General features: G+C 65.3%; 18 protein-coding genes and 1 tRNA gene. 8 read left to right on the forward strand and 11 right to left on the reverse strand.

All coding sequences use genetic code 11. From position 1 onward, the window contains the following. Positions 1 to 96 precede the first annotated feature (96 nt). From ftsY to smc, 3 genes are all read right to left on the reverse strand, one after another. Positions 97 to 1,239: a signal recognition particle-docking protein FtsY gene (ftsY, locus tag J9314_RS12335; RefSeq protein WP_210602670.1), complete on the reverse strand. Its 1,143-nt coding sequence runs from the start codon at positions 1,237 to 1,239 to the stop codon at positions 97 to 99. A gap of 173 nt (positions 1,240 to 1,412) precedes the next feature. Further along, entirely contained in the window at positions 1,413 to 1,814 is a 402-nt protein-coding gene (locus J9314_RS12340) for a hypothetical protein (RefSeq protein ID WP_166972741.1), read from the reverse strand. Between the two features lie 219 nt (positions 1,815 to 2,033). Next, positions 2,034 to 5,624: a chromosome segregation protein SMC gene (gene smc / locus J9314_RS12345; RefSeq protein ID WP_210602671.1), complete on the reverse strand. Its 3,591-nt coding sequence runs from the start codon at positions 5,622 to 5,624 to the stop codon at positions 2,034 to 2,036. A 136-nt stretch (positions 5,625 to 5,760) separates the two neighbouring features. Here smc and J9314_RS12350 point away from each other — a divergent pair. From J9314_RS12350 to J9314_RS12365, 4 genes are all read left to right on the forward strand, one after another. Beyond that, positions 5,761 to 5,833, forward strand: a tRNA-Asn gene (locus J9314_RS12350). 280 nt (positions 5,834 to 6,113) lie between these two features. Then, positions 6,114 to 7,895 carry a BCCT family transporter gene (locus tag J9314_RS12355; protein WP_246490369.1) on the forward strand — a complete coding sequence of 594 codons (1,782 nt, stop codon included), beginning with the start codon at positions 6,114 to 6,116 and terminating at the stop codon, positions 7,893 to 7,895. Positions 7,896 to 7,983: 88 nt separating this feature from the next. Continuing rightward, complete coding sequence (locus tag J9314_RS12360; protein ID WP_210602672.1) at positions 7,984 to 8,460, forward strand: hypothetical protein; 477 nt, start codon at positions 7,984 to 7,986, stop codon at positions 8,458 to 8,460. Between the two features lie 80 nt (positions 8,461 to 8,540). Beyond that, on the forward strand, positions 8,541 to 9,410 hold the full coding sequence (locus J9314_RS12365) for a CorA family divalent cation transporter (protein ID WP_210602673.1): 870 nt from the start codon (positions 8,541 to 8,543) through the stop codon (positions 9,408 to 9,410). A 131-nt stretch (positions 9,411 to 9,541) separates the two neighbouring features. Here the strand turns inward: J9314_RS12365 and J9314_RS12370 are convergent, their stop codons facing one another. The 8 genes from J9314_RS12370 to J9314_RS12405 form a co-directional block, all read right to left on the reverse strand. After that, positions 9,542 to 9,937 carry a DoxX family protein gene (locus J9314_RS12370; RefSeq protein ID WP_210602674.1) on the reverse strand — a complete coding sequence of 132 codons (396 nt, stop codon included), beginning with the start codon at positions 9,935 to 9,937 and terminating at the stop codon, positions 9,542 to 9,544. A gap of 286 nt (positions 9,938 to 10,223) precedes the next feature. Continuing rightward, positions 10,224 to 11,123, reverse strand: a complete 900-nt coding sequence (mutM, locus tag J9314_RS12375) for a bifunctional DNA-formamidopyrimidine glycosylase/DNA-(apurinic or apyrimidinic site) lyase (protein ID WP_210602675.1) — start codon at positions 11,121 to 11,123, stop codon at positions 10,224 to 10,226. A gap of 32 nt (positions 11,124 to 11,155) precedes the next feature. Beyond that, entirely contained in the window at positions 11,156 to 11,860 is a 705-nt protein-coding gene (gene rnc, locus J9314_RS12380; protein WP_181275852.1) for a ribonuclease III, read from the reverse strand. Between the two features lie 4 nt (positions 11,861 to 11,864). Beyond that, complete coding sequence (rpmF, locus tag J9314_RS12385; RefSeq protein ID WP_025777330.1) at positions 11,865 to 12,068, reverse strand: 50S ribosomal protein L32; 204 nt, start codon at positions 12,066 to 12,068, stop codon at positions 11,865 to 11,867. A gap of 2 nt (positions 12,069 to 12,070) precedes the next feature. Continuing rightward, a complete protein-coding gene (locus J9314_RS12390) occupies positions 12,071 to 12,634 on the reverse strand; it encodes a YceD family protein (RefSeq protein ID WP_246490370.1) in 564 nt (187 codons plus the stop codon). Positions 12,635 to 12,754: 120 nt separating this feature from the next. Further along, the gene (locus J9314_RS12395) at positions 12,755 to 13,942 is read right to left on the reverse strand and encodes an MFS transporter (RefSeq protein WP_210602676.1); all 1,188 of its coding nucleotides are present in this window, start codon (positions 13,940 to 13,942) and stop codon (positions 12,755 to 12,757) included. A gap of 3 nt (positions 13,943 to 13,945) precedes the next feature. Then, complete coding sequence (gene coaD / locus J9314_RS12400) at positions 13,946 to 14,458, reverse strand: pantetheine-phosphate adenylyltransferase (RefSeq protein WP_210602677.1); 513 nt, start codon at positions 14,456 to 14,458, stop codon at positions 13,946 to 13,948. Between the two features lie 95 nt (positions 14,459 to 14,553). Then, positions 14,554 to 15,327, reverse strand: coding sequence for a GntR family transcriptional regulator (locus J9314_RS12405; protein ID WP_210602678.1), 774 nt, complete (start codon positions 15,325 to 15,327; stop codon positions 14,554 to 14,556). A gap of 116 nt (positions 15,328 to 15,443) precedes the next feature. Between J9314_RS12405 and ehuB the strand changes: the two genes are divergently transcribed. The 4 genes from ehuB to ehuA are packed head-to-tail and all read left to right on the forward strand — an operon-like array spanning position 15,444 to position 18,660. Continuing rightward, complete coding sequence (ehuB, locus tag J9314_RS12410) at positions 15,444 to 16,325, forward strand: ectoine/hydroxyectoine ABC transporter substrate-binding protein EhuB (RefSeq protein ID WP_210602679.1); 882 nt, start codon at positions 15,444 to 15,446, stop codon at positions 16,323 to 16,325. Between the two features lie 22 nt (positions 16,326 to 16,347). Then, positions 16,348 to 17,178 carry an ectoine/hydroxyectoine ABC transporter permease subunit EhuC gene (gene ehuC / locus J9314_RS12415; protein WP_210602680.1) on the forward strand — a complete coding sequence of 277 codons (831 nt, stop codon included), beginning with the start codon at positions 16,348 to 16,350 and terminating at the stop codon, positions 17,176 to 17,178. Beyond that, positions 17,178 to 17,834: an ectoine/hydroxyectoine ABC transporter permease subunit EhuD gene (gene ehuD, locus J9314_RS12420; protein ID WP_181275858.1), complete on the forward strand. Its 657-nt coding sequence runs from the start codon at positions 17,178 to 17,180 to the stop codon at positions 17,832 to 17,834. The genes ehuC and ehuD overlap by 1 nt, the downstream gene beginning before the upstream one ends. Next, positions 17,821 to 18,660, forward strand: a complete 840-nt coding sequence (ehuA, locus tag J9314_RS12425) for an ectoine/hydroxyectoine ABC transporter ATP-binding protein EhuA (protein WP_210602681.1) — start codon at positions 17,821 to 17,823, stop codon at positions 18,658 to 18,660. Before ehuD ends, ehuA begins: the two co-directional genes overlap by 14 nt. The last annotated feature ends 31 nt before the right edge of the window (positions 18,661 to 18,691 follow it).

Here is an 18,691-nt window from a genome sequence, read left to right on the forward strand (position 1 = left end):
ACCCTGCGAATACGCGGGTGAGACCAGGCTCGAAGAATGCGCGGGATCAGTCGCGCGACGGTGCCGTCAGGACTGCTGAGCGTTCAATCGGGGCCCTCAGTCGAGCAGGGCGTCGACGAATCCTTCGGCGGTGAAGGGAGCGAGGTCGTCCGCGCCCTCCCCCAGTCCGATGAGCTTGACGGGGACGCCCAGCTCACGCTGGACCGCGACGACGATGCCGCCCTTGGCGGTGCCGTCGAGCTTCGTCAGCACGATGCCGGTGATGTCGACCGCCTCGGCGAAGACCTTCGCCTGCTGCATGCCGTTCTGTCCGGTGGTCGCGTCGAGGACGAGGAGGACCTCGTCGATGTCGTGGCCCTCGCCCAGCGGGCGGGTGGCCACACGCTTGACCTTGCCGAGTTCGTCCATGAGTCCGCGCTTGTTCTGCAGTCGGCCGGCGGTGTCGACGAGGACGACGTCGGCGCCGTCCTGCTGCCCCTTCTCCACGGCCGAGTACGCCACCGAGGCGGGGTCGGCGCCCTCTTCCTTGCGCACTGTCTCGACGCCGACGCGCTCGCCCCAGGTCGCCAGCTGCTCGGCTGCGGCGGCGCGGAAGGTGTCCGCGGCACCGAGCAGCACGGTCTTGTCCTCGGCGACGAGCACACGAGCGATCTTGCCCACCGTCGTCGTCTTGCCGGCGCCGTTGACGCCGACGACGAGGATGACCGCCGGATCGCCGCCTGTGGCCTGGTTCGCCAGGGACCGGTCCATGGTGGGGTCGACGAGGGTGATGAGCTCCTCACGGAGCAGTCCGCGCACCTCTTCGGGGTCGCGGGTGCCGAGGACCTTGACGCGTTCGCGCAGTCGGTCGACGAGTTCGGTGGTCGGTTCGACTCCGACGTCGGCGAGGATGAGGGTGTCCTCGATCTCCTCCCACGTCGATTCATCGAGATTGTCCCGCGACAGGAGGTTGAGCAGCCCGCGTCCGAGCCCGGTGTTCGACTTCGCGAGCCTCTCACGCAGGCGCACCAGCCGACCGGCCGGCTCCGTGGGGACCTCGGAACCGCGGGCTTCGGCCTTCTCCTTCTCGACCGCCTCGGCGATCTCATCGGCACTGAGCTCACCGGTGACGTCGGCATCGATGGTGCGCTCGTCGCGCAGCCCTTTCCTCTTTCCGCTGACGCGCAGGCTGATGCCCAGCGCGACGACGAGAATGAAGACGATGGCCAAAACGATGAGCAAGATGATCGGCTGATCCATTGTTCTTCCGTCCTCCTTTGAGCACCCGCGGGTCTGCCCACGGCACTCGAGTTCCCGGTTCTCACCGGGCTGGTGTCATCTGTCGGTTCGCACCGGGTCCGCACGCCCGAATCGATCGGCGCAGGTCCCGTCGCGATCGGCCTCGGTCGTGCGGGGCCGCTGTCGTCTGTGTGTCAGGAACCCCGGCTGCCGAAGAGCAGACCGGCGGTGGTCCTCCACCCTGTGCCCGACTCGGGGATCTTCCAGTGGCGTGTGCGCGGCCGCACGGTGATGAGTGAGGGGGCCGCGTGACGTCTGGGCTGCGGCCTGAGCACATACGAGTGGTCGCGGATCGCGGTCACGGCGGCCTGTTCGCGGGTCGCCAAGTGCGAGGTTCCGTCGTCGTGGCCGAAGAATTCGTGGACTTCGTCGTCGTAGCCGGTCCATTCCGCGGGCAGGCGGAACCGCTGCACATCCGAGGAGTAGCGCAGGCGGCCTTCGGCACGCAGGCCGGGCAGGGCGACGAGGAGGACGACGAAGAGTGCCAGAGCGAACGAGATCGCGAGTCCGACGATGACGACCAGTACTGCATTCATGCCCTCGAGCCACCTCGCAGATCAGCAGCCTCGGCCATGGACGTCTCGCTCCTCACGTTCTTCGAATACCTGTCTTCCGAGCCAAGTCTATAGTCCCAGAACACGACAATTGTGTTCCGCCCCCGCATGGCACTTGGAGAATTCCCTGAGATCCTCCTGGGCACCACCGACAAACCGGCCTGTGACCACGGCGGACCATGCGATCGTCGGGAATCGGACTCAGGGGATGCGCTGCGATATGACTTTCGACACCCCGTCGCCGTGCATCGTCACGCCGTAGAGCGCATCGGCGATCTCCATCGTCCGCTTCTGGTGGGTGATGACGATGAGCTGCGAGGAGTCCTGCAGCTCTTCGAACACGGTGAGCAGGCGTGAGAGGTTGAGATCGTCGAGGGCGGCTTCGACTTCGTCCATGACGTAGAACGGGCTCGGCCTGGCCTTGAAGATCGCCACCAGCATGGCCACGGCCACCAGAGAGCGTTCCCCGCCGGAGAGCAGCGACAGCCGTTTGACCTTCTTGCCCGCGGGTCGCGCGTGGACGTCGACACCGGTGGTGAGCATGTCGTCGGGATCGGTCAGGCTCAGCGCCCCTTCGCCGCCGGGGAAGAGCCGGGAGAAGATGTCCTCGAACTCGCGGGCCGTGTCTGCATAGGCTTCCGCGAAGACGCGTTCGACATGCTTGTCGACCTCTTCGACGAGCTGCATGAGGTCCTTGCGCGAGGCCTCGATGTCGGCGATCTGCTTCTCGAGGAACTGATGCCGCTCCTTCAGGGCCTCGTACTCCTCGAGCGCAAGCGGATTGACCGTGCCGATGCGCTTGAGCGAGGCCGCCGCCTGCTTCTGCCGCTTCTCGACCTCGGCGCGCACGTACGGCCGATCCTCCACGTCCTCCTCGAAGGAGGGCACGGACAGGTGCGGTCCGAATTCGTCGATGAGCCGCTCGATGCCGAGCCCCGTCTCCTCCTCCGACCGATGCGCGATCTCCTCGAGCTTCAGCCGGTACCGCTCCTTGGCCAGCTCCGCCTCGGCGGCGGCGTCCTTGAGCTTCTGCAGCTCGGTCCTCGTCAGGCTCAGTTCCTCGCCGAGGCGGCTCTTCTCCTCGCGCAGACCGCCGCGTTCGTCGACGAGGACCTGGATGGCCTCACCGAGTTCGGCGACCGTGTCCGTCGCGAGCGTGACCGCGTCGGCCGCGGTCTCGGCGATGAGCAGCGTCTGGGCGGCCGCTCGCTTCTTCTTCGCGATCGTGCGCTGCGTCTGCTCCCGTGCTGCCTCTTCGGCCTTGGCCGCCCGCAGCAGGGACTCGACCCGGTCGCTCAAGAACCGCGCCCGGTCGGTCGCGGACTTGTGGCTGATGCGTGCTTCGACGAGGTCCTCCGAGGACTGGGAGACCTCGGCGCTGAGTTCGTCCCGCCGGGTGGTGTCGACGACTTCGTCGACCTCGGCGGCGCCGGCGAGCGCAGCCTGCGCGGCTTCGGCTTCGCGACGGGCGGCGTCGAGGCGGGAGTTGAGCTCCGCCGCGTTCTCCTCAGCTCGCTGCAGGCGCGTGCGGGCGACGCCGATCTCGCCGGTGATGCGCGAGACCTCCTCGGCGGCGGCCATGATCTTCGCATCCGAGGAGTGCAGTGCGTCCAATGCCGCGGCCGAGTCCTGACGGGCGGTGGCCAGGCGCGGTTCGAGCTCGGCGAGTTCGGCGTCGATGCTCACGGCGCGTTCTTCGAGTGCGGTGATCGTCGCCTGCGTGTCCTCGAGGGCGGTCTGGGAGGCCAGGCGGGTGCCCGAGGCGGTGCGGGCGCGGCTGATGCGAGTGGCCGAGAGCACTTCCCCGTGCGCAGTGACGGCGGTGAGATCGGGGCGGGCGGTCGTCAGGGCGACCCCGGTGCGGGCATCGGGGACGCAGACCACGGCGTGCAGGGACTCATCGAGCAGGGTCTGCAGTTCGGGGACGTCGCTGCTGACGAGATCGCGCAGCCAGGTCAGCGCTCCCGCCTCGGCATCGGCTCCGGGCAGGCTCGCGAGGTCGGGCAGCGCGGCAGGGCTGTCGCCGCCCTTGCCGCCTGTCGAGCGTGCGGCGCCTGTCGAGCGTACGGCGACGGCAGTCGCCCCGGAGGGCACGGTCAGGGACACGTTCGTGTCCTCGCCGAGGTGGTCGAGCACGGCCAGCGCGACCTCAGGATTGTCGACGATGACACCGGAGACGGTGGTCGACAGGGCCGCTGCCGCGGCCATCTCGTAGCCGGTGGTCACGCTCAGACGTTCGGTCACGGCCGTGCCGACTCCGGGCAGGTCGGCATTGACGATCTCTTCGAGGTCGGCCTCGAGCGCCGTGCCCAGGGCGAGGGCTTCCGCGCGGGCCTTGGCCGAGGACAGTTCGGACGCCGTCTGCGCCTGTCTCTCCTGCAGCTGTGTGCGTTCGGCTTCGAGCTGCTCGAGGGTCTCCTGAGCAGATTCGTAGGCGGAGTCGAGTTCGGTTTCGCCGGCTTCGACGTCTTCGACTCCGGTCTCGGCGGCCTCGAGTTCGGTGCTGCGGGCGGTGATGCGCTCGGTGACGGTCTCGATCTCGGCCTGGTTGGACTCGATGCGGGTCGTGAGGTCCGTGATGCGCTCTTCGGCCTGGGTCTGCTTGGACACGAGCGCCGATCGGTTCTTCACCGCCTCGGTGATGGCGATCTGTGCGGCCTTGACCTCGTCCTCGGCACTGCGCAGGGCTCGGGTCAGCTCTTCCTTCCGCTGCTGGCTGGCATTCAGTGCGGTCGTCGTCTCGGTCACTGCCGCCTCGGCGTCGGTGAGCTCGGAGCGGAAGCGTTCGGCTTGGCCACGCAGCTCATCGGGTGACTTCGATTCGCGGCGGCCGAGGCTGGTGACCTCCGAGAGCAGGTGCGAGCGTTTGTCCTCGGCTCGTTGGGTCAGCCCCTGGGCGCGGACGATCTGGGTCTGGGTCCGCGATTCCGCGGTCCGCTGGGCTTCGAGCTCGGCGTCGAGACCGGAGAGGCGGGTCTCGATCTCGCTCAGCCGCGCCTCGGTGCGCATCCGCCGGTGGTCGAGGTCGGAGATGCGATCACTGTGGTCCTCTCCCTCGGTCGACGAGGCGAGCGAGGACTGCATCCGCACGGCGTCGTCGGCGAGCAGACGGGCGGTGGCGTCGCGCAGGGTGGCCTGGACGGTGGCGGCCTTCGCCGCGGCTTCGGCCTGGCGGCCCAAGGGCCCGAGCTGCCGGTTGAGTTCGCTGCGCAGGTCGGTGAGTCGGTCGAGGTTCGTCTGCAGGCCGGTGAGCTTGCGCACCGCTTTGTCCTTGCGCCGACGGTGCTTGAGGACGCCAGCGGCCTCTTCGATGAAGCTGCGACGTTCGAGCGGGTCGGCATGGAGGATCGCGTCGAGGCGGCCCTGACCGACGATGACGTGCATCTCCTTGCCCAGGCCGGAGTCGTTGAGCAGCTCCTGGATGTCGAGCAGGCGGGCGGGAGCGCCGTTGACCGCGTATTCGGAACCGCCCGTGCGGAACAGGGTCCGCGAGATGGTGACCTCGGTGTAGTCGACGGGGATGGCTCCGTCGCTGTTGTCGATGGTCAGGGTCACCTCGGCGCGGCCCAAGGCCTGCCTCTTCGAGGTTCCGGCGAAGATCACGTCGTCCATCTTCCCGCCGCGCAGGTTCTTCGCGCCCTGCTCCCCCATCACCCAGGACAGGGCGTCGACGACATTGGACTTGCCCGAACCGTTGGGACCGACGACGCAGGTGATCCCCGGCTCGAACTTGAGAGTCGTGGCCGAGGCGAAGGACTTGAATCCACGCAGGGTCAGGCTTTTGAGATGCATCGTGGAACCCAGCATATCCGTCTCGCCCGCGTGAGACGGGCTCACGGGCGGTCGGAATGCCGCAATCGCCGCAGAATTCTGCGAACTCCCTGAAATTTTGGTAGGCTCGCTCTTCGTGCGTGGGAAACCACGCTGTTCCTCCGTAGCTCAGTTGGCAGAGCATTCGACTGTTAATCGAAGGGTCGCTGGTTCGAGCCCAGCCGGGGGAGCTGGAAGAGGCCCTGCCGCATGCGGCAGGGCCTCTGACATGTCGCCGCGCTTTGACGGCGGTGAAGCACAGCCGAGGCGGCGAAATCGTGCGCGTGAGTCGAAATTCCCGCATTCTTCGCCCGATGTCTGCCAAGATCATGGACGAGAGGCGTTCGAGTGCAGTCTGCTCGGACCGTTTCGGCAGCCAGTCCGATGCCGTCCACCCAAGGAAGGAATGCCGAGGAGGGAGTCTGTTCTCGTCACAGTCACGAGCAGCGATTCCGTTCGGCAATTTCGAGTATGAGCAGTGAACACACAAAGATCCAGGAGCTCATCGAGCACCTGAAGAATCCGACGACGAAGCTGAGACCCTTCAGACGAGAAGGTCTGGACAAGGTCGTCTTCTTCGCGGCAGGCATCCTCGCCGTCGCCTTCGTCGTCTGGGGATTCGTCTCTCCCGAGAGCCTCGGTGCGGTGGCGGGAACGCTGCTGACCGGGGTCATGGACAACTTCGGATGGCTCTTCGTCATCGCCGCCACGATCTTCACGATCTTCGTCATCGTCGTGGCCATGAGCAGATTCGGGCGCATCCCACTGGGCAAGGACGATGAGAAGCCGGAGTTCAAGACCTCATCGTGGATCGCCATGATGTTCGCCACGGGCATGGGCATCGGACTGGTGTTCTCCGCGGTCGGCGAGCCTCTCTTCTTCTACATGTCTCCTCCCCCGAACACCGTCGACGGCTCCACCGCCGAGGCGATGGGCACGTCCATGGGCACCACGCTCTTCCACTGGACCCTCTACCCGTGGGCGATGTACGCCATCGTCGGCCTCGGTGTGGCCTACGGTTCGTTCCGCCTCGGGCGTTCGCAGCTGTTCTCGTCGATGTTCACCCCGCTGTTCGGCGAGCGGGCGGTCAACGGCGTCGGCGGCAAGGTCATCAATATCCTCGCGATCCTTGCGACCCTGTTCGGTTCGGCCTGCTCACTGGGTCTGGGTGCCATCCAGATCGGCGGCGGCATCGAGTCCGCGGGGATCATGTCCGAGGTCAGTTCCCCTGTCCTCGTCATCATCATCGCCATCCTCACCGCGGCCTTCGTCGCCTCGGCGGTCTCCGGTGTGGAGAAGGGCATCCAGTGGCTGTCGAACATCAACATGGTGCTCGCGGTCATCGTCGCCCTCATCGTCTTCATCGGCGGACCGACGCTGTTCATCCTCAACGTCATCCCCTCCTCGGTGGGCTCGTTCATCCAGGATCTGCCGCAGATGGCCTCGCGCACCGCGGCCAATGGTGAGGGTGTCAACGAGTGGCTGTCGTCGTGGACGGTCTTCTACTGGGCATGGTGGGTGTCATGGTCGCCGTTCGTCGGTCTGTTCATCGCACGAATCTCGCGCGGTCGCACGGTGCGTCAGTTCGTCACCGGCGTGCTCATCGTCCCCTCTGTCGTCTCGACCATCTGGTTCGCGATCTTCGGCGGCGGTGCGATCGGCATCCAGGAGCGTGCGGAACGCGGAGAGGGCACGGTCAAGGCCCTGGCGAAGATCGTCGACGGCGAGCCGGATATCAATATGGACACGATCCTGTTCGATCTGCTGGGCGCCCTGCCGCTGCCGAACCTGATCGCGATCATCCTCATGATCGTCACGGTCATTCTCATCGCGATCTTCTTCGTCACCGGTGCGGACTCGGCCTCGATCGTCATGGGCACCCTGTCCGCCAACGGCATGCAGGAGCCGGGCAAGGGCCTCGTCATCTTCTGGGGCACCGCGACCGGTGCCGTGGCTGCGGTGATGCTCTTGGCGGGCGGTTCCGATCCCGCCGAGGCGCTCGACGGTCTGAAGAACATCACGATCGTCTCCGCGCTGCCCTTCGTCATCGTCATGCTGCTGCTGTGTGTGGCGGTGTGGAAGGACCTGTCGAAGGATCCGCTCATCATCCAGGAGCAGCTGGCCGCGCACGTGCTCGAGACCTCGGTGGCCACCGCGGTCGACGAGTACGACGGCGAGATGTTCGGCCTCGAAACCTCGGAACTCCAGATCGACACCGAGGACGACACGGAGGCGGACACAACCCAAAAGTGACCCCTCTTACTACCTGACGGCGGCCCAGCAACCTCGCGCGAGGTTGCTGGGCCGCCGTCAGGTGTTTTGGACGGAAGGATCTGCTCGGATGAACACGATCATCAGACGCGAGGGAAAGGTCTCGATCGCCGTCGGCTGGATGCTCGTCGTCATGGCACTGCTGGCGGTCATCGTGGCGATCGTTCTGGCGTTCGTCATCAATACCTGGTTCCTCCTCATCCTCTTCGGTTCTCTCATCCTGCTCATCGGGGCCGGAGTGAACTTCCGGAGGGGTTCGCGGGCACGATTGGAGATCACTCCCGAGGAGTTCATCTGGTGCGGCTTCGTCGGTCGTGCGCATCGCATCGGGTGGCGCGATCTCGACCGGATTCTCCTTCCGGCTCCTGGTTCTCGGCCGCGACTAGTCGCGGCCGCACGTCTGCGGGACGGTTCCATCGTGGAGATCAATGCCCTCTGGGTCTCCCCGACCAACCCCGCAAACCTGTTCAGCCCACCTGATCTGTCCCAGGAGCGCAGAACCCTCGTCGATGGCCATCGGGCGTTTCTCTCAGGCATGTCCAGGTAGTCCGGGCTCGGCGCCGGTACTGTAGACAGATGTGACCGGCCCTGCGCCGCTGAACCAGAGAGACAGGAAGGGCACCACGGATGCACATCGCCGATGACATCGCTGCTATCCACGAGCACAGGGACAGTAGGCTCTGCGTCCTCGCCGGCAACACGGATGACGAACTTTCGACCGAGGCCTCAGCAGTTCTCAACCTGACTCTGCCGACACACCATCCCAGTCCGCGCCGGCCCTTGGTCAGCGTCATCGGGGATCAGATCAGCGTGGCGCTGCTCGTCCTCGATGGTGAGCGGACGCAGCACACTCTGCACATTCACACCAGCGACCGAGGACTGCTCGTCATAGGAGACGACAAGGCTTTGAAAACCATCTCACGCCACCTGTCGGTCGACTCGGACGAGGATGCCTGGTCGGTTCTCGTCGGACTCATCCTCATTGTCGCGCGTCGCTGCGAAGAGGCCCTCGAAGAGATCGATGACGAATGTCAGGAACTGGAGTCACAGGCAGTCGGGTATGCGTCATCACCCAGGCGCCGGTCCATGGGACGACTGCGCGCGGAACTGTTCCGGATCGGTGAGACCCAGGCGGCGCAGAAGAATCTGCTGTCGGCGGACGAAGAGCTCGCGCAGAGCCTCGGCGAGGATCAGCAGCGCCTCATCGCCCGTGCGGCGACGGCCTTCGGCGCGAACCATTCGATGACCACTCGCCTCTACGCGATGCTCGGCGATGTCCTCAATGAGCAGGACAGCGTCGTGTCCGAGCGGCTGACTCTCGTGGCGACGATCTTCCTGCCACTGACTCTCGCGACCGGGTTCTTCGGCATGAACTTCCAATGGATGCTCGATCGCCTCGGCAGCCTGCCGGGGTTCATCATCTTCGGGCTCGTCGTTCCCGGCCTGCTGACCGTGGCGACGCTGTTCTTCATCCGCCGCCTGACCCGCACGTCCTGAGCACGTGCCGCGCTGCCTGAGCACGTGCCGCGCTGCCAATCTGCACCCCTCACCGGAAGCGGCTCTTCGCACCGCCAGGGCCGGTGGCAGATGCCCCGCACCGCTGACTCCTCCTCTGGAACCGCCTCGACTCACATGCCGAAAAGGGTCGGGATCGCGATCGGTCCGGTTCCGAAGACGGTGACGACCGCGGCAAGCATCAGCAGGAGCAGGTCGTATTCGGGGCCTCCGGCCGATGCCCAGTACGTCGAGTGCCATTTGAACACGTGCAGGCAGGTCGTGATGAGCATCAGGATGATCACGCCGATGCCCGCCCACTGGGCGAGGACGCCGGTCGCGAACGAGACCGCTGCAGCGAGTTCGGCGATCGCGACGAACCATGCGGTCTGGACATTCAGTCCGTCGGCCTTGGCGAATCGCGGAATGTCCTTGGCCTTGACGATGAATTCGCGAACGAACGCCACTGCCAGCAGCGCGCGGACGAGCAGGAGAAGCACCCCCGCGACGATCGTTGGAACCGTGAACATGAGCGTTCCTCTCCGAGTCAGTGCCGAGCCGGCAATCTCCCGCCCGAGTCTACTCACTCGGCATGCCTCACCGTAAGCAGCTCTTCAGAGCCTCACACCGGTACGCAGACTCGGGAGCGGTGCGAAGAGCCGGTCACGGTACGAGGTGAGGCACACAGTGACTGATGCTTCGAGACGAAGCATGCACTGTCTCGGACCTACGGTGATTCACCCGATCGGGCCCCGATAGCTCACCCCTATCGGACAGCCGGCGATCCTCCCCAGCCGGACTCCCCGGGATTCGCCCCTACCGGTACCGCGGGGGCTTCTGGCAGACGGGGCAGAAGTGCGTGCCGCGGCCGCCGACGGTGATCTTCTCGATCGCGGTCCCGCAACGTACGCATTCCTGTCCGCCGCGGCCGTAGACGAGCAGCGCCCGGTCGAAATAGCCCGATTCGCCGTTGACGTTGACGTAGAGACTGTCGAAGCTCGTCCCACCGACGGACAGGGCGTCAGCCATCACCGTCGCTGCCGATTCGAGGACGGCGACGAGGCGGCTCTTCCTCGTCCGCGCAGGCGTCGCCAAGGGGTGCACGCCGGCCCGGAACAGGGCCTCGTCCGCGTAGATGTTCCCGATTCCGCTGATCAGCGTCTGGTCGAGCAGCGCGGCCTTGATCGCCGTGCGCTTCCTGCCGAGCTCCGCCACGACGATCTCCGGATCGAACGCGGGCTCCAACGGGTCCGGAGCGATATGAATCGCCGAGGCGGGGACGAGCCGACCGTACCCGTGCACAAGCGGTTGGACACCGATATGGCCGAAGATCCGCTGGTCGACGAAGCGCAGTTCGCGATCGCTGTCGAGGTGCAGGACCGCACGAGTGTGCCGATGGATTTCCTCACCGGGTGAGTGGATGCGCAGCTGACCGCTCATGCCGAGATGAAGGAGAATGCCGAGCTCAGGACCGGCTGAGAGCCCGACCTGCTCACCGAGGCTGAGCCACATGAACTTCCCGCGCCTCTCGGCACCCAGGATCCGGACCCCGGAGACCGCGGTGACGAAGGCGTCGACGGCAGAAGAATCGATGCGACGCTGGGACGTCGTGCCCAGGATTCGGGGGTCGACCACCTCGGCGCCGGTGATCGTGCTTCCGGCCGTCCATTCGTCGACGCCGCGGCGGACGCTTTCGACCTCGGGAAGCTCAGGCATGTTGCTCAGGCATCAGCGTCGGCCCAGAATCTTCAGCGCCGGTAGTCGGGGTAGATGGTGCGGATGGCCTTGACGGCGACCTCGGCGGCGGCGGCTTCGGCAGCCTTCTTCGAGGACCCGTCGCCCGCGCCCCAGCTGTTGTCGCCGAGCATCGCGGCGGCAGTGAAGACCATTGCATGGTCCGGCCCGGACGACGTGATCTCGTAGCTCACGGCTCCGAGGTCGAGGTCGGCCGCGGCCTCCTGCAGGGTCGTCTTAAAGTCCATCCCAGCGCCGAGGTTGACCGCATCGTCGAGCATGCCGTCGATGAGGCGGTGGACGAAGGCGAAGGCGACCTCGCGTCCGCGGGAGACGAAGGTGGCGCCGATGAGGGCCTCGACGGTGTCGGCGAGGATCGAGTCCTTGTTCCGACCTCCGGTGAGCTCCTCACCCTTACCCAAAAGAATGTGCTCGCCGATGCCGTGCTTGCGCGCAATCGACGCCAGGGCACGGGTGTTGACCACGGCCGAGCGCATCTTCGCCAGCTGCCCCTCGGGCAGATCCGGGTTGTCGTAGAACAGCGACTCGGTGGCCACGAGGCCGAGCACGGAGTCGCCGAGGAATTCGAGGCGCTCGTTGGTGGGGATCCCACCGGCTTCGAACGCGAAGGAGCGATGTGTGAGCGCGAGACGAAAAGTCTCGGGATCGATGTCGATCCCGAGACTCTTCTTCAGTGCTGCTGTGGTGTCTGTGTCCACAGTGTCAGACGTCAGCGACCTTGCGGCCCTTGTACTCGAGGTACAGCGGGGTGCCGGCTGCGTCTTCGACGACCTTGGCCTGGTGAGGGCGCGAGTACACAACGCGACCGTTCTCCACAGTCTTGACCAGGTTCGGGGCCTTGGCCTTCCACTGCGAACGACGGTGGCGGGTGTTGCTGCGCGACAATTTACGCTTCGGAACAGCCACGTCTAGCTCTCTTTCTTCTCATCCAACAGATTCTTCAATGATGCGAACGGCGATTCGGATTCGTCATCGTCCACCTCGAGGTCCTCCCCCAGGGTGTAGCTGAACTCCTCGCTCTCATCCCGTGAGGGATTGAACGGCAGAGCCATCACGACGGCGTCTCTGATCGCGGGCTCGAGGTCGAGCTGATCCCGGTCGATGACGTAGGAATCCTCGTCGCCTTCGGCCTGCTCATAGACGTACATCTCCTGGATGTCGACATCTATCGGCAGCTCGATGGGCTCGAGTGTCCTCGCGTCTTCGCCGCGGGCCGTTGCCGAGACTGTGCCCGACACGTAGATCCCCTCCGACACACTCTCGAACATCAGCTCAAGCGTCAGTGGTGAACCTTCCGCAACCCCGATCACTTCGATCTTGAGATCCGCTGGAGCCGACAAGGTGGTGTTCACCCGTTCCCACTCACCCGGATGACCGAGCAGTCCCATGGATCTGAGATCATAGACGAATTCAGATCTGTTCTTCATGCCCCGTCCTCCTGGTGCGTTTGAGGATGTCGCTCCTGCGTTCACACGCGACTCACCATTCTAATCATCAACGCCCACCATTACCAATCGGGTTCGCCGAGGCGGCCGAGTGTTCCTGCTCACCTTCGCCGTCACGGATGCGCTCAGGTCCGATCCCCTGCGCGCTCACCACTTCTCGTGCTGGTTGCGCCAGGTCACTCCCCCGGCGAGCACGAGCAGTGCCCCCGAGATCGTGAACACGATCCCGGATCCGGCAAGGGCGGTGAGCGCCGAGGCGGCCGAGGGGATCGCGACCTGGCTGAGTCGGTTTCCCGCCAAGCGGATCGAGAGCACCGCCGCCCGGTTCGCCGGGTCGGCCAGGGTCGACACCCACGTCATCGTCAGCGGCTGGGTGAGGCCGAAGCAGAATCCCGCGAGGGTGAGCAGGAGGGCCAGCGTCCATGGCTGGCTGAGCACGGGGATGAGGACGACGCTCAGCCCTGCCACCGCCGAGGCGGTCCACAGCAGCGAGAGGTTCTTCCACTTGCGCGTGAGATAGCCGATGAAGAGCCGTGAGATCACCGAGGCGAGCGTCCGCAGCGCGAGCAGCCAGGTCACGAGGGTGACCGACAGGCCGTTCTGCTCACCGATGAGCGGCAGGTACGCCGTCATGAGGTCGACGGCGGCGAGCGTGGCCATCGAGGCGAAGATCGCCGGTTTCATCCCCCGCAGCGACAGCAGCGTCCACGGGGTCTGCGCACCCTCGGCAGCCTCGGCGCGGGAGACGTGCGGGGTGCGCCCGCGGAGCATGACGATGACGGCGGCGATGAGGGTGAGCGCCGAGAGCCCGGTCATGAACCACAGCGCGTTCGTGATGTGGGCGTCCCCGGCGGTGGCGTCGGCGATCATGCCGGCCACGGGCAGTCCGATGGTCTGCCCGATCGAGACGCCGAGGGTGAGGTGCCCGAACTTCGCAGTCAGCTGGGAGGCCGGGAAGCTCTGCGGAATGAGCGCCTGGGAGGCGACGGTGGTGAGCAGCTGCCCGAAACCGAGGCTCATCGTGGCGAGGAGGAGCACGCCGAGGTTGGGCGCGATGGCCGCGAGCGCGACGGGCACGATCGACAGCACCGTTCCCGTCCACAGCACCGCCGTGGCATAGCCCCGGTCGACAAGGCGGCCGACGAGGAGAGCCGTGAGCAGAGGGACGAGGGAGTAGCAGGCGGTCATGAGACCGAGGATGACTCCGGATCCGCCGAGTTCGAGCGTGCGGTAGGAGATGAGGACCCGCACCCCGTTGTAGGTGGCGTGGGCGATGATCGTGTGGATGACGAGGCCCGTGAACCAGGCCCTGTTGGCTGGAGCTGCCGCGCTCATCCCTCAGCGAGCGCCGTCGCCGGCATCGGTTCCCGTACTGCGCAGCGCCTCGAGCACCGAGGCGGGGACGAGCCCCTCGATGTCTCCGCCGTTCGCGTGGACTTCCTTGATGAGTGAGGACGAGACGTGTTCGAACTGGGGGTTGCCGGGGACGAAGATCGTCTCGAGTTCGGACAGGTGATTGTTCATCAGCGCCATCGGCAGTTCGTAGGCGAAGTCCGTGCCCGAGCGCAGCCCCTTGACCACGGCCGGGGCGCCGATGGACGTGCAGTAGTCGACGAGGAGGCCGCCGGAGACGATGTCGATGCTCACGTTCTCGACGCTGCGGGTCCGCTCATCCTCATCGAGGGAACTCCGGATGAGGTCGGCGCGGACGTCGGGGGCGAAGCGTCCGGCCTTCGAGGGATTGTGGACGACCGCCACGACCACCTCGTCGAAGAGGCGAGAGCTGCGGGCGATGATATCGAGATGACCCATGGTGATCGGATCATAGGAACCGGGACAGACGACCTTCATGCTCACTATCGTATCGGCAGCCCCGGCTCAGACGCCTGAGGGTCCAGGTCGCGAGCCGGCGACGGCGAGTCCGACACCGGACGTCGGTGCTCTCGCTATTGCACGCTCACCCCTACTGCGCTCTCCCGGAGACGCAGCCACTGGTCATCGACGGACGCCTCGCCCTCGCGGCCGCGAACCACCCGTGCCTCAAGCCCGTCATCGGGATCGTGCAGACGAGAGGCCGCCTCGGCCATGATCCGGGCCAGGACGGTCAGGGAACGCGACTCCTCCCCCGCGGCGACCGCCTCGGCGAGTTCCCGGTGGCTGTCGATGAGGTCGCACCTGACCTCGTACCCGCGCTCATCGGACAGCGACAGAAGCCTGGTGTGAACCATCGAGACCTTCATGAGATCGCTCAGTCGGACCGACCCCGAACTGGCGACGAGCGCATGATGGAAGGTGAGGTCGGCGTCGCCGATGGTGCGCGCGACATTGTCCTCGATCGCCCGCTCCAGCTCCGTCAGCGCAGTCGAGATCCCGTGCACGGAGCGCCCGTGGCGGATGATGAGCTTGACCGCCTGCGATTCGATCGCCTCGCGGACGGCGTAGACGTCGTCGATGTCGGACGCCCGCATGCGACTCACGTGCACCCCGCGTCCGGGAGCGTGCGTCATCACACCCTCGCTGATGAGCCTCTGCAGCGCCTCGCGCAGGGAGGGCCGGGAGACGACGAGGAGTTCGGCCGTGCGCACCTCGTTGATGGACTGACCGGGTTCGAGCGATCCGCTGTAGATGGCATTGCGCAGCTGGTCGGCGATGAGGTCGATCGTCGACGATCGGACCACTCTGCGCAGGACCGGCAGTTCGGAAGTCGGAGGGTTCGTCACGATCACGATCATATAACGTTGTCAGACAGTGTGACATTCGGACAACATCAGTATTGAATACTGTCCATGAGACGCACGTCACGATGGTGTGTCGATGTTCGACGAAAGGGACAGCTATGAAATCCATCAAGGGACTGGCCGCAGCGACCTCGATCCTCGCGCTGACGCTCTCGCTCGGTGCCTGCGGAGGGGGCGACTCGGACAAGTCGACCCTGCAGAAGGCCATTGACGACGGAAAGATCACTGTCGGCTTCGCCGGTGAAGCTCCGTACAGCTTCGAAGAGGGCGGTGAGCTCCAAGGTGCCTCCGTGTCCCTGGCGAAGGCTGTGTTCAAGGAGCTCGGCGTCGATGACGTCGAAGGCGTCAACACCGAGTTCGGTTCGCTCATCCCCGGCCTCAACGCCGACCGCTTCGACGCGATCTCGGCCGGCATGTCGATCCTGCCCGACCGCTGTGAACAGGCCGCCTTCGGTGATCCCGAGTTCATGTACACCACCGCCCTGATGACGAAGAAGGGCAAGCAGGACGGGATGAAGAACCTCGACGATGTCAAGAAGAAGGGCGTCAAGCTCGCGACCATGACCGGTGCCATCGAGTCCGACTACGCGAAGGACCTCGGCATCAAGACTCAGCAGGTCGGCACCCCGCAGGACGGCATGGACGCCGTGACCACCGGTCGCGCCGATGTCTTCGCCCTCACCGCGATCTCGCTCAACTGGATGGCGAAGAACAACGCCGACGCCGGTGTCGAGGTCAGCGATTCCTTCGTCCAGGAGATCGACGGAGTCCCGCAGGTCGGCGCCGGGGCCACGGTCTTCCGCACCGATGACGACGAGCTGCGCGACGAGTGGAACAAGGGTCTGGAGAAGATCGTCTCCGATGAGAAGTCCTACCTCGATGCCGTCGGCGACTACGGGTTCACGAAGGAGGAGCGCCCCGACGGTTCGATCACGACCGATCAGCTGTGCAAGGGCGAACTTCCCACCGCTGATTCCTGAGTCGGCACTGTAGTCACGCACCATGGACGACAATGTCTCAACGCTGCTGAACTTCCTCCCACAGCTGTGGGAGGGAGTTCAGACAACTATCATCCTCACGGTCGCAGGCAGCATCGGGGCCGTGATCATCGCCCTCATCCTCGGGCTGACGATGACCTCGCCGAGCGCCTGGCTGCGCATCCCGGCCCGCATCATCGTCGAGTTCTTTCGTGGCACCTCACTGCTCGTGCAGCTGTTCTGGCTGTTCTTCGTCCTGCCGCTCTTCGGCTTCGATCTCGATCCGATGGTCTGCGGCATCGCAGCGCTGGCGCTCAACTACGGAGCCTATTGCGCCGAGGTGGTCCGTTCCTCGATCAAGACCGTGGCACCGGGGCAGTGGGAGGCCGCGATCGCGCTCAGCCTCTCCCCCACTCGCCGGATGATCCGTGTGATCTTCCCGCAGGCCTGGGCGCTCATGATCCCGTCGATCGCGACCCTGCTCATCCAGCTGCTCAAGGGCACTGCGGTCGTCTCCTTCATCACGCTGTCCGATCTCACTGACAAGACCGGTCAGCTGCGCCAAGCGACCGGTGACACCTTCTTCTCCTACTCTGTCAGTCTCATCATCTACTTCGTGCTCGCCTGGCTGCTCCAGGAATTCATGAACTTCCTCGAACGCAGAGCCACGGCGGCGCTGGGCCGCAGGCGTCCGAATTCGCGCACCGACCGCCGCGAAGCCAGACGCCTCGCTCGCGCAGACGCCGTGCGCCGCGACCGGCTCGCCTCGCACGCTGCAGCGAATGAGGGTGCCAACCACGGCACCGGCACGGATCCCACCAAGGGACCCTTCCCCGGTCAGGGAGGTGGCCTCTGATGTGGAATTGGGAATTCGCCGCTGAGGCGCTGCCGATCCTGCTCCGCGGATTCGTCAACACACTCATAGCGACAGTCGTCGGCACCGTCATCGCCGCGATCCTCGGACTCATCCTCGCTGTGGCCATCCGCGGCCTCCCGCGTTGGATCAACTGGCTCGTCCGACTCCTTGTGGCGTTCATCCGCAACACTCCGTTGGTCGTGCAGCTGCTGTTCGTCTACTACGCGTTCGCCGACATCCCGGGTCTCGTCAATGTCCCGGCCCTTGTCATCGGCTTCATCGTCATCGGCATCCACTATTCGACGTACATGTCCGAAAGCTACCGGGCCGGAATCGACTCGGTGCCTCCGGGCCAGTTCGAAGCGGCGACTGCGCTGTCGCTGCCGCCGGTGCGTACTTTCACCGCGATCGTGCTGCCGCAGGCGCTGCGCGCGACCATCCCTTCGCTGGGAAACTATGCGGTTGCGATGTTCAAGGACACCCCGTTCCTGTTCGCGATCTCCGTCGTCGAACTCGTCACGGCCGCGAAGGAGTTCGGCGGTTCGACCTTCGCGTATACGGAAGCCTTCACCCTGGCCGGAATCATCTTCCTCGTCGCCAGCTACCCGACCTCACTGCTCATTCAGAGATTGGATCGACGCCTTGCCACCTACTGAGAACACCCCAGACACTCCTACCTCCTCGGCCACCCCCTCCAGGCCGAAGGCCTCGGCCTCGGCGACCCCGGCGATCGAGTTCAAGGACGTGGAGAAGAGCTTCGGGCCCACGACCGTGCTCAAGGACCTCAACTTCACCGTCGCACCCGGCGAGCGTGTCACCCTCATCGGGCCCAGCGGTTCCGGCAAAACGACGATCCTTCGCCTCGTGATGACGCTCGAGGAGCTCACCGGCGGCTACATCTTCGTCGACGGCGAACCGCTGACCTTCGAGGAACGTGACGGCAAACGCGTCGAGCTGCCGAAGAAGCGCACTCGCGAGATGACCACGCGCATCGGCATGGTCTTCCAGCAGTTCAACCTGTTCCCGAACATGACGGTGCTCGAGAACATCATCGAAGCTCCCGTCCACGTGCTCGGAAAGTCCAAGGACGAAGCGGTCAAGGAAGCCAAGGCCCTGCTCGAGAAGGTCGGACTCTCGGACAAAGCCGATGCGCACCCGACCCGGCTCTCCGGCGGTCAGCAGCAGCGTGTGGCCATCGCCCGCGCGTTGGCGATGAGTCCGGAGATCCTCCTCCTCGACGAGGTCACCTCGGCGCTCGATCCGGAGCTCGTCGGAGACGTGCTCGGGGTGCTGCGTGACATTGCGGAGACCACGGACATCACGATGCTGTTGGTGACCCACGAGATGCAGTTCGCCCGCGACGTCTCCCACCGGGTGATGATGTTCGACGGCGGTCAGGTCCTCGAGGAGGGTCCGCCCGACCAGATCTTCAACAACCCGAGCCACGAACGCACGAAATCGTTCCTCTCCAGCGTGCTCTGAGGCCCGAACACTTCACTCCAGCTTGGTGAAA

Origin of the sequence: Brevibacterium oceani (genome assembly GCF_017948325.1) — a bacterium.
Lineage (GTDB): Bacteria > Actinomycetota > Actinomycetes > Actinomycetales > Brevibacteriaceae > Brevibacterium > Brevibacterium oceani.

What these genes read in the sequence shown, in the direction of transcription:
- ftsY (WP_210602670.1), bottom strand. Translation starts at nt 1,239, where the DNA reads ATGGATCAGCCGATCATCTTGCTCATCGTTTTGGCCATCGTCTTCATT.
- J9314_RS12340 (WP_166972741.1), bottom strand. Translation starts at nt 1,814, where the DNA reads ATGAATGCAGTACTGGTCGTCATCGTCGGACTCGCGATCTCGTTCGCT.
- smc (WP_210602671.1), bottom strand. Translation starts at nt 5,624, where the DNA reads ATGCATCTCAAAAGCCTGACCCTGCGTGGATTCAAGTCCTTCGCCTCG.
- J9314_RS12355 (WP_246490369.1), top strand. Translation starts at nt 6,114, where the DNA reads ATGAGCAGTGAACACACAAAGATCCAGGAGCTCATCGAGCACCTGAAG.
- J9314_RS12360 (WP_210602672.1), top strand. Translation starts at nt 7,984, where the DNA reads ATGAACACGATCATCAGACGCGAGGGAAAGGTCTCGATCGCCGTCGGC.
- J9314_RS12365 (WP_210602673.1), top strand. Translation starts at nt 8,541, where the DNA reads ATGCACATCGCCGATGACATCGCTGCTATCCACGAGCACAGGGACAGT.
- J9314_RS12370 (WP_210602674.1), bottom strand. Translation starts at nt 9,937, where the DNA reads ATGTTCACGGTTCCAACGATCGTCGCGGGGGTGCTTCTCCTGCTCGTC.
- mutM (WP_210602675.1), bottom strand. Translation starts at nt 11,123, where the DNA reads ATGCCTGAGCTTCCCGAGGTCGAAAGCGTCCGCCGCGGCGTCGACGAA.
- J9314_RS12395 (WP_210602676.1), bottom strand. Translation starts at nt 13,942, where the DNA reads ATGAGCGCGGCAGCTCCAGCCAACAGGGCCTGGTTCACGGGCCTCGTC.
- coaD (WP_210602677.1), bottom strand. Translation starts at nt 14,458, where the DNA reads ATGAAGGTCGTCTGTCCCGGTTCCTATGATCCGATCACCATGGGTCAT.
- ehuB (WP_210602679.1), top strand. Translation starts at nt 15,444, where the DNA reads ATGAAATCCATCAAGGGACTGGCCGCAGCGACCTCGATCCTCGCGCTG.
- ehuC (WP_210602680.1), top strand. Translation starts at nt 16,348, where the DNA reads ATGGACGACAATGTCTCAACGCTGCTGAACTTCCTCCCACAGCTGTGG.
- ehuD (WP_181275858.1), top strand. Translation starts at nt 17,178, where the DNA reads ATGTGGAATTGGGAATTCGCCGCTGAGGCGCTGCCGATCCTGCTCCGC.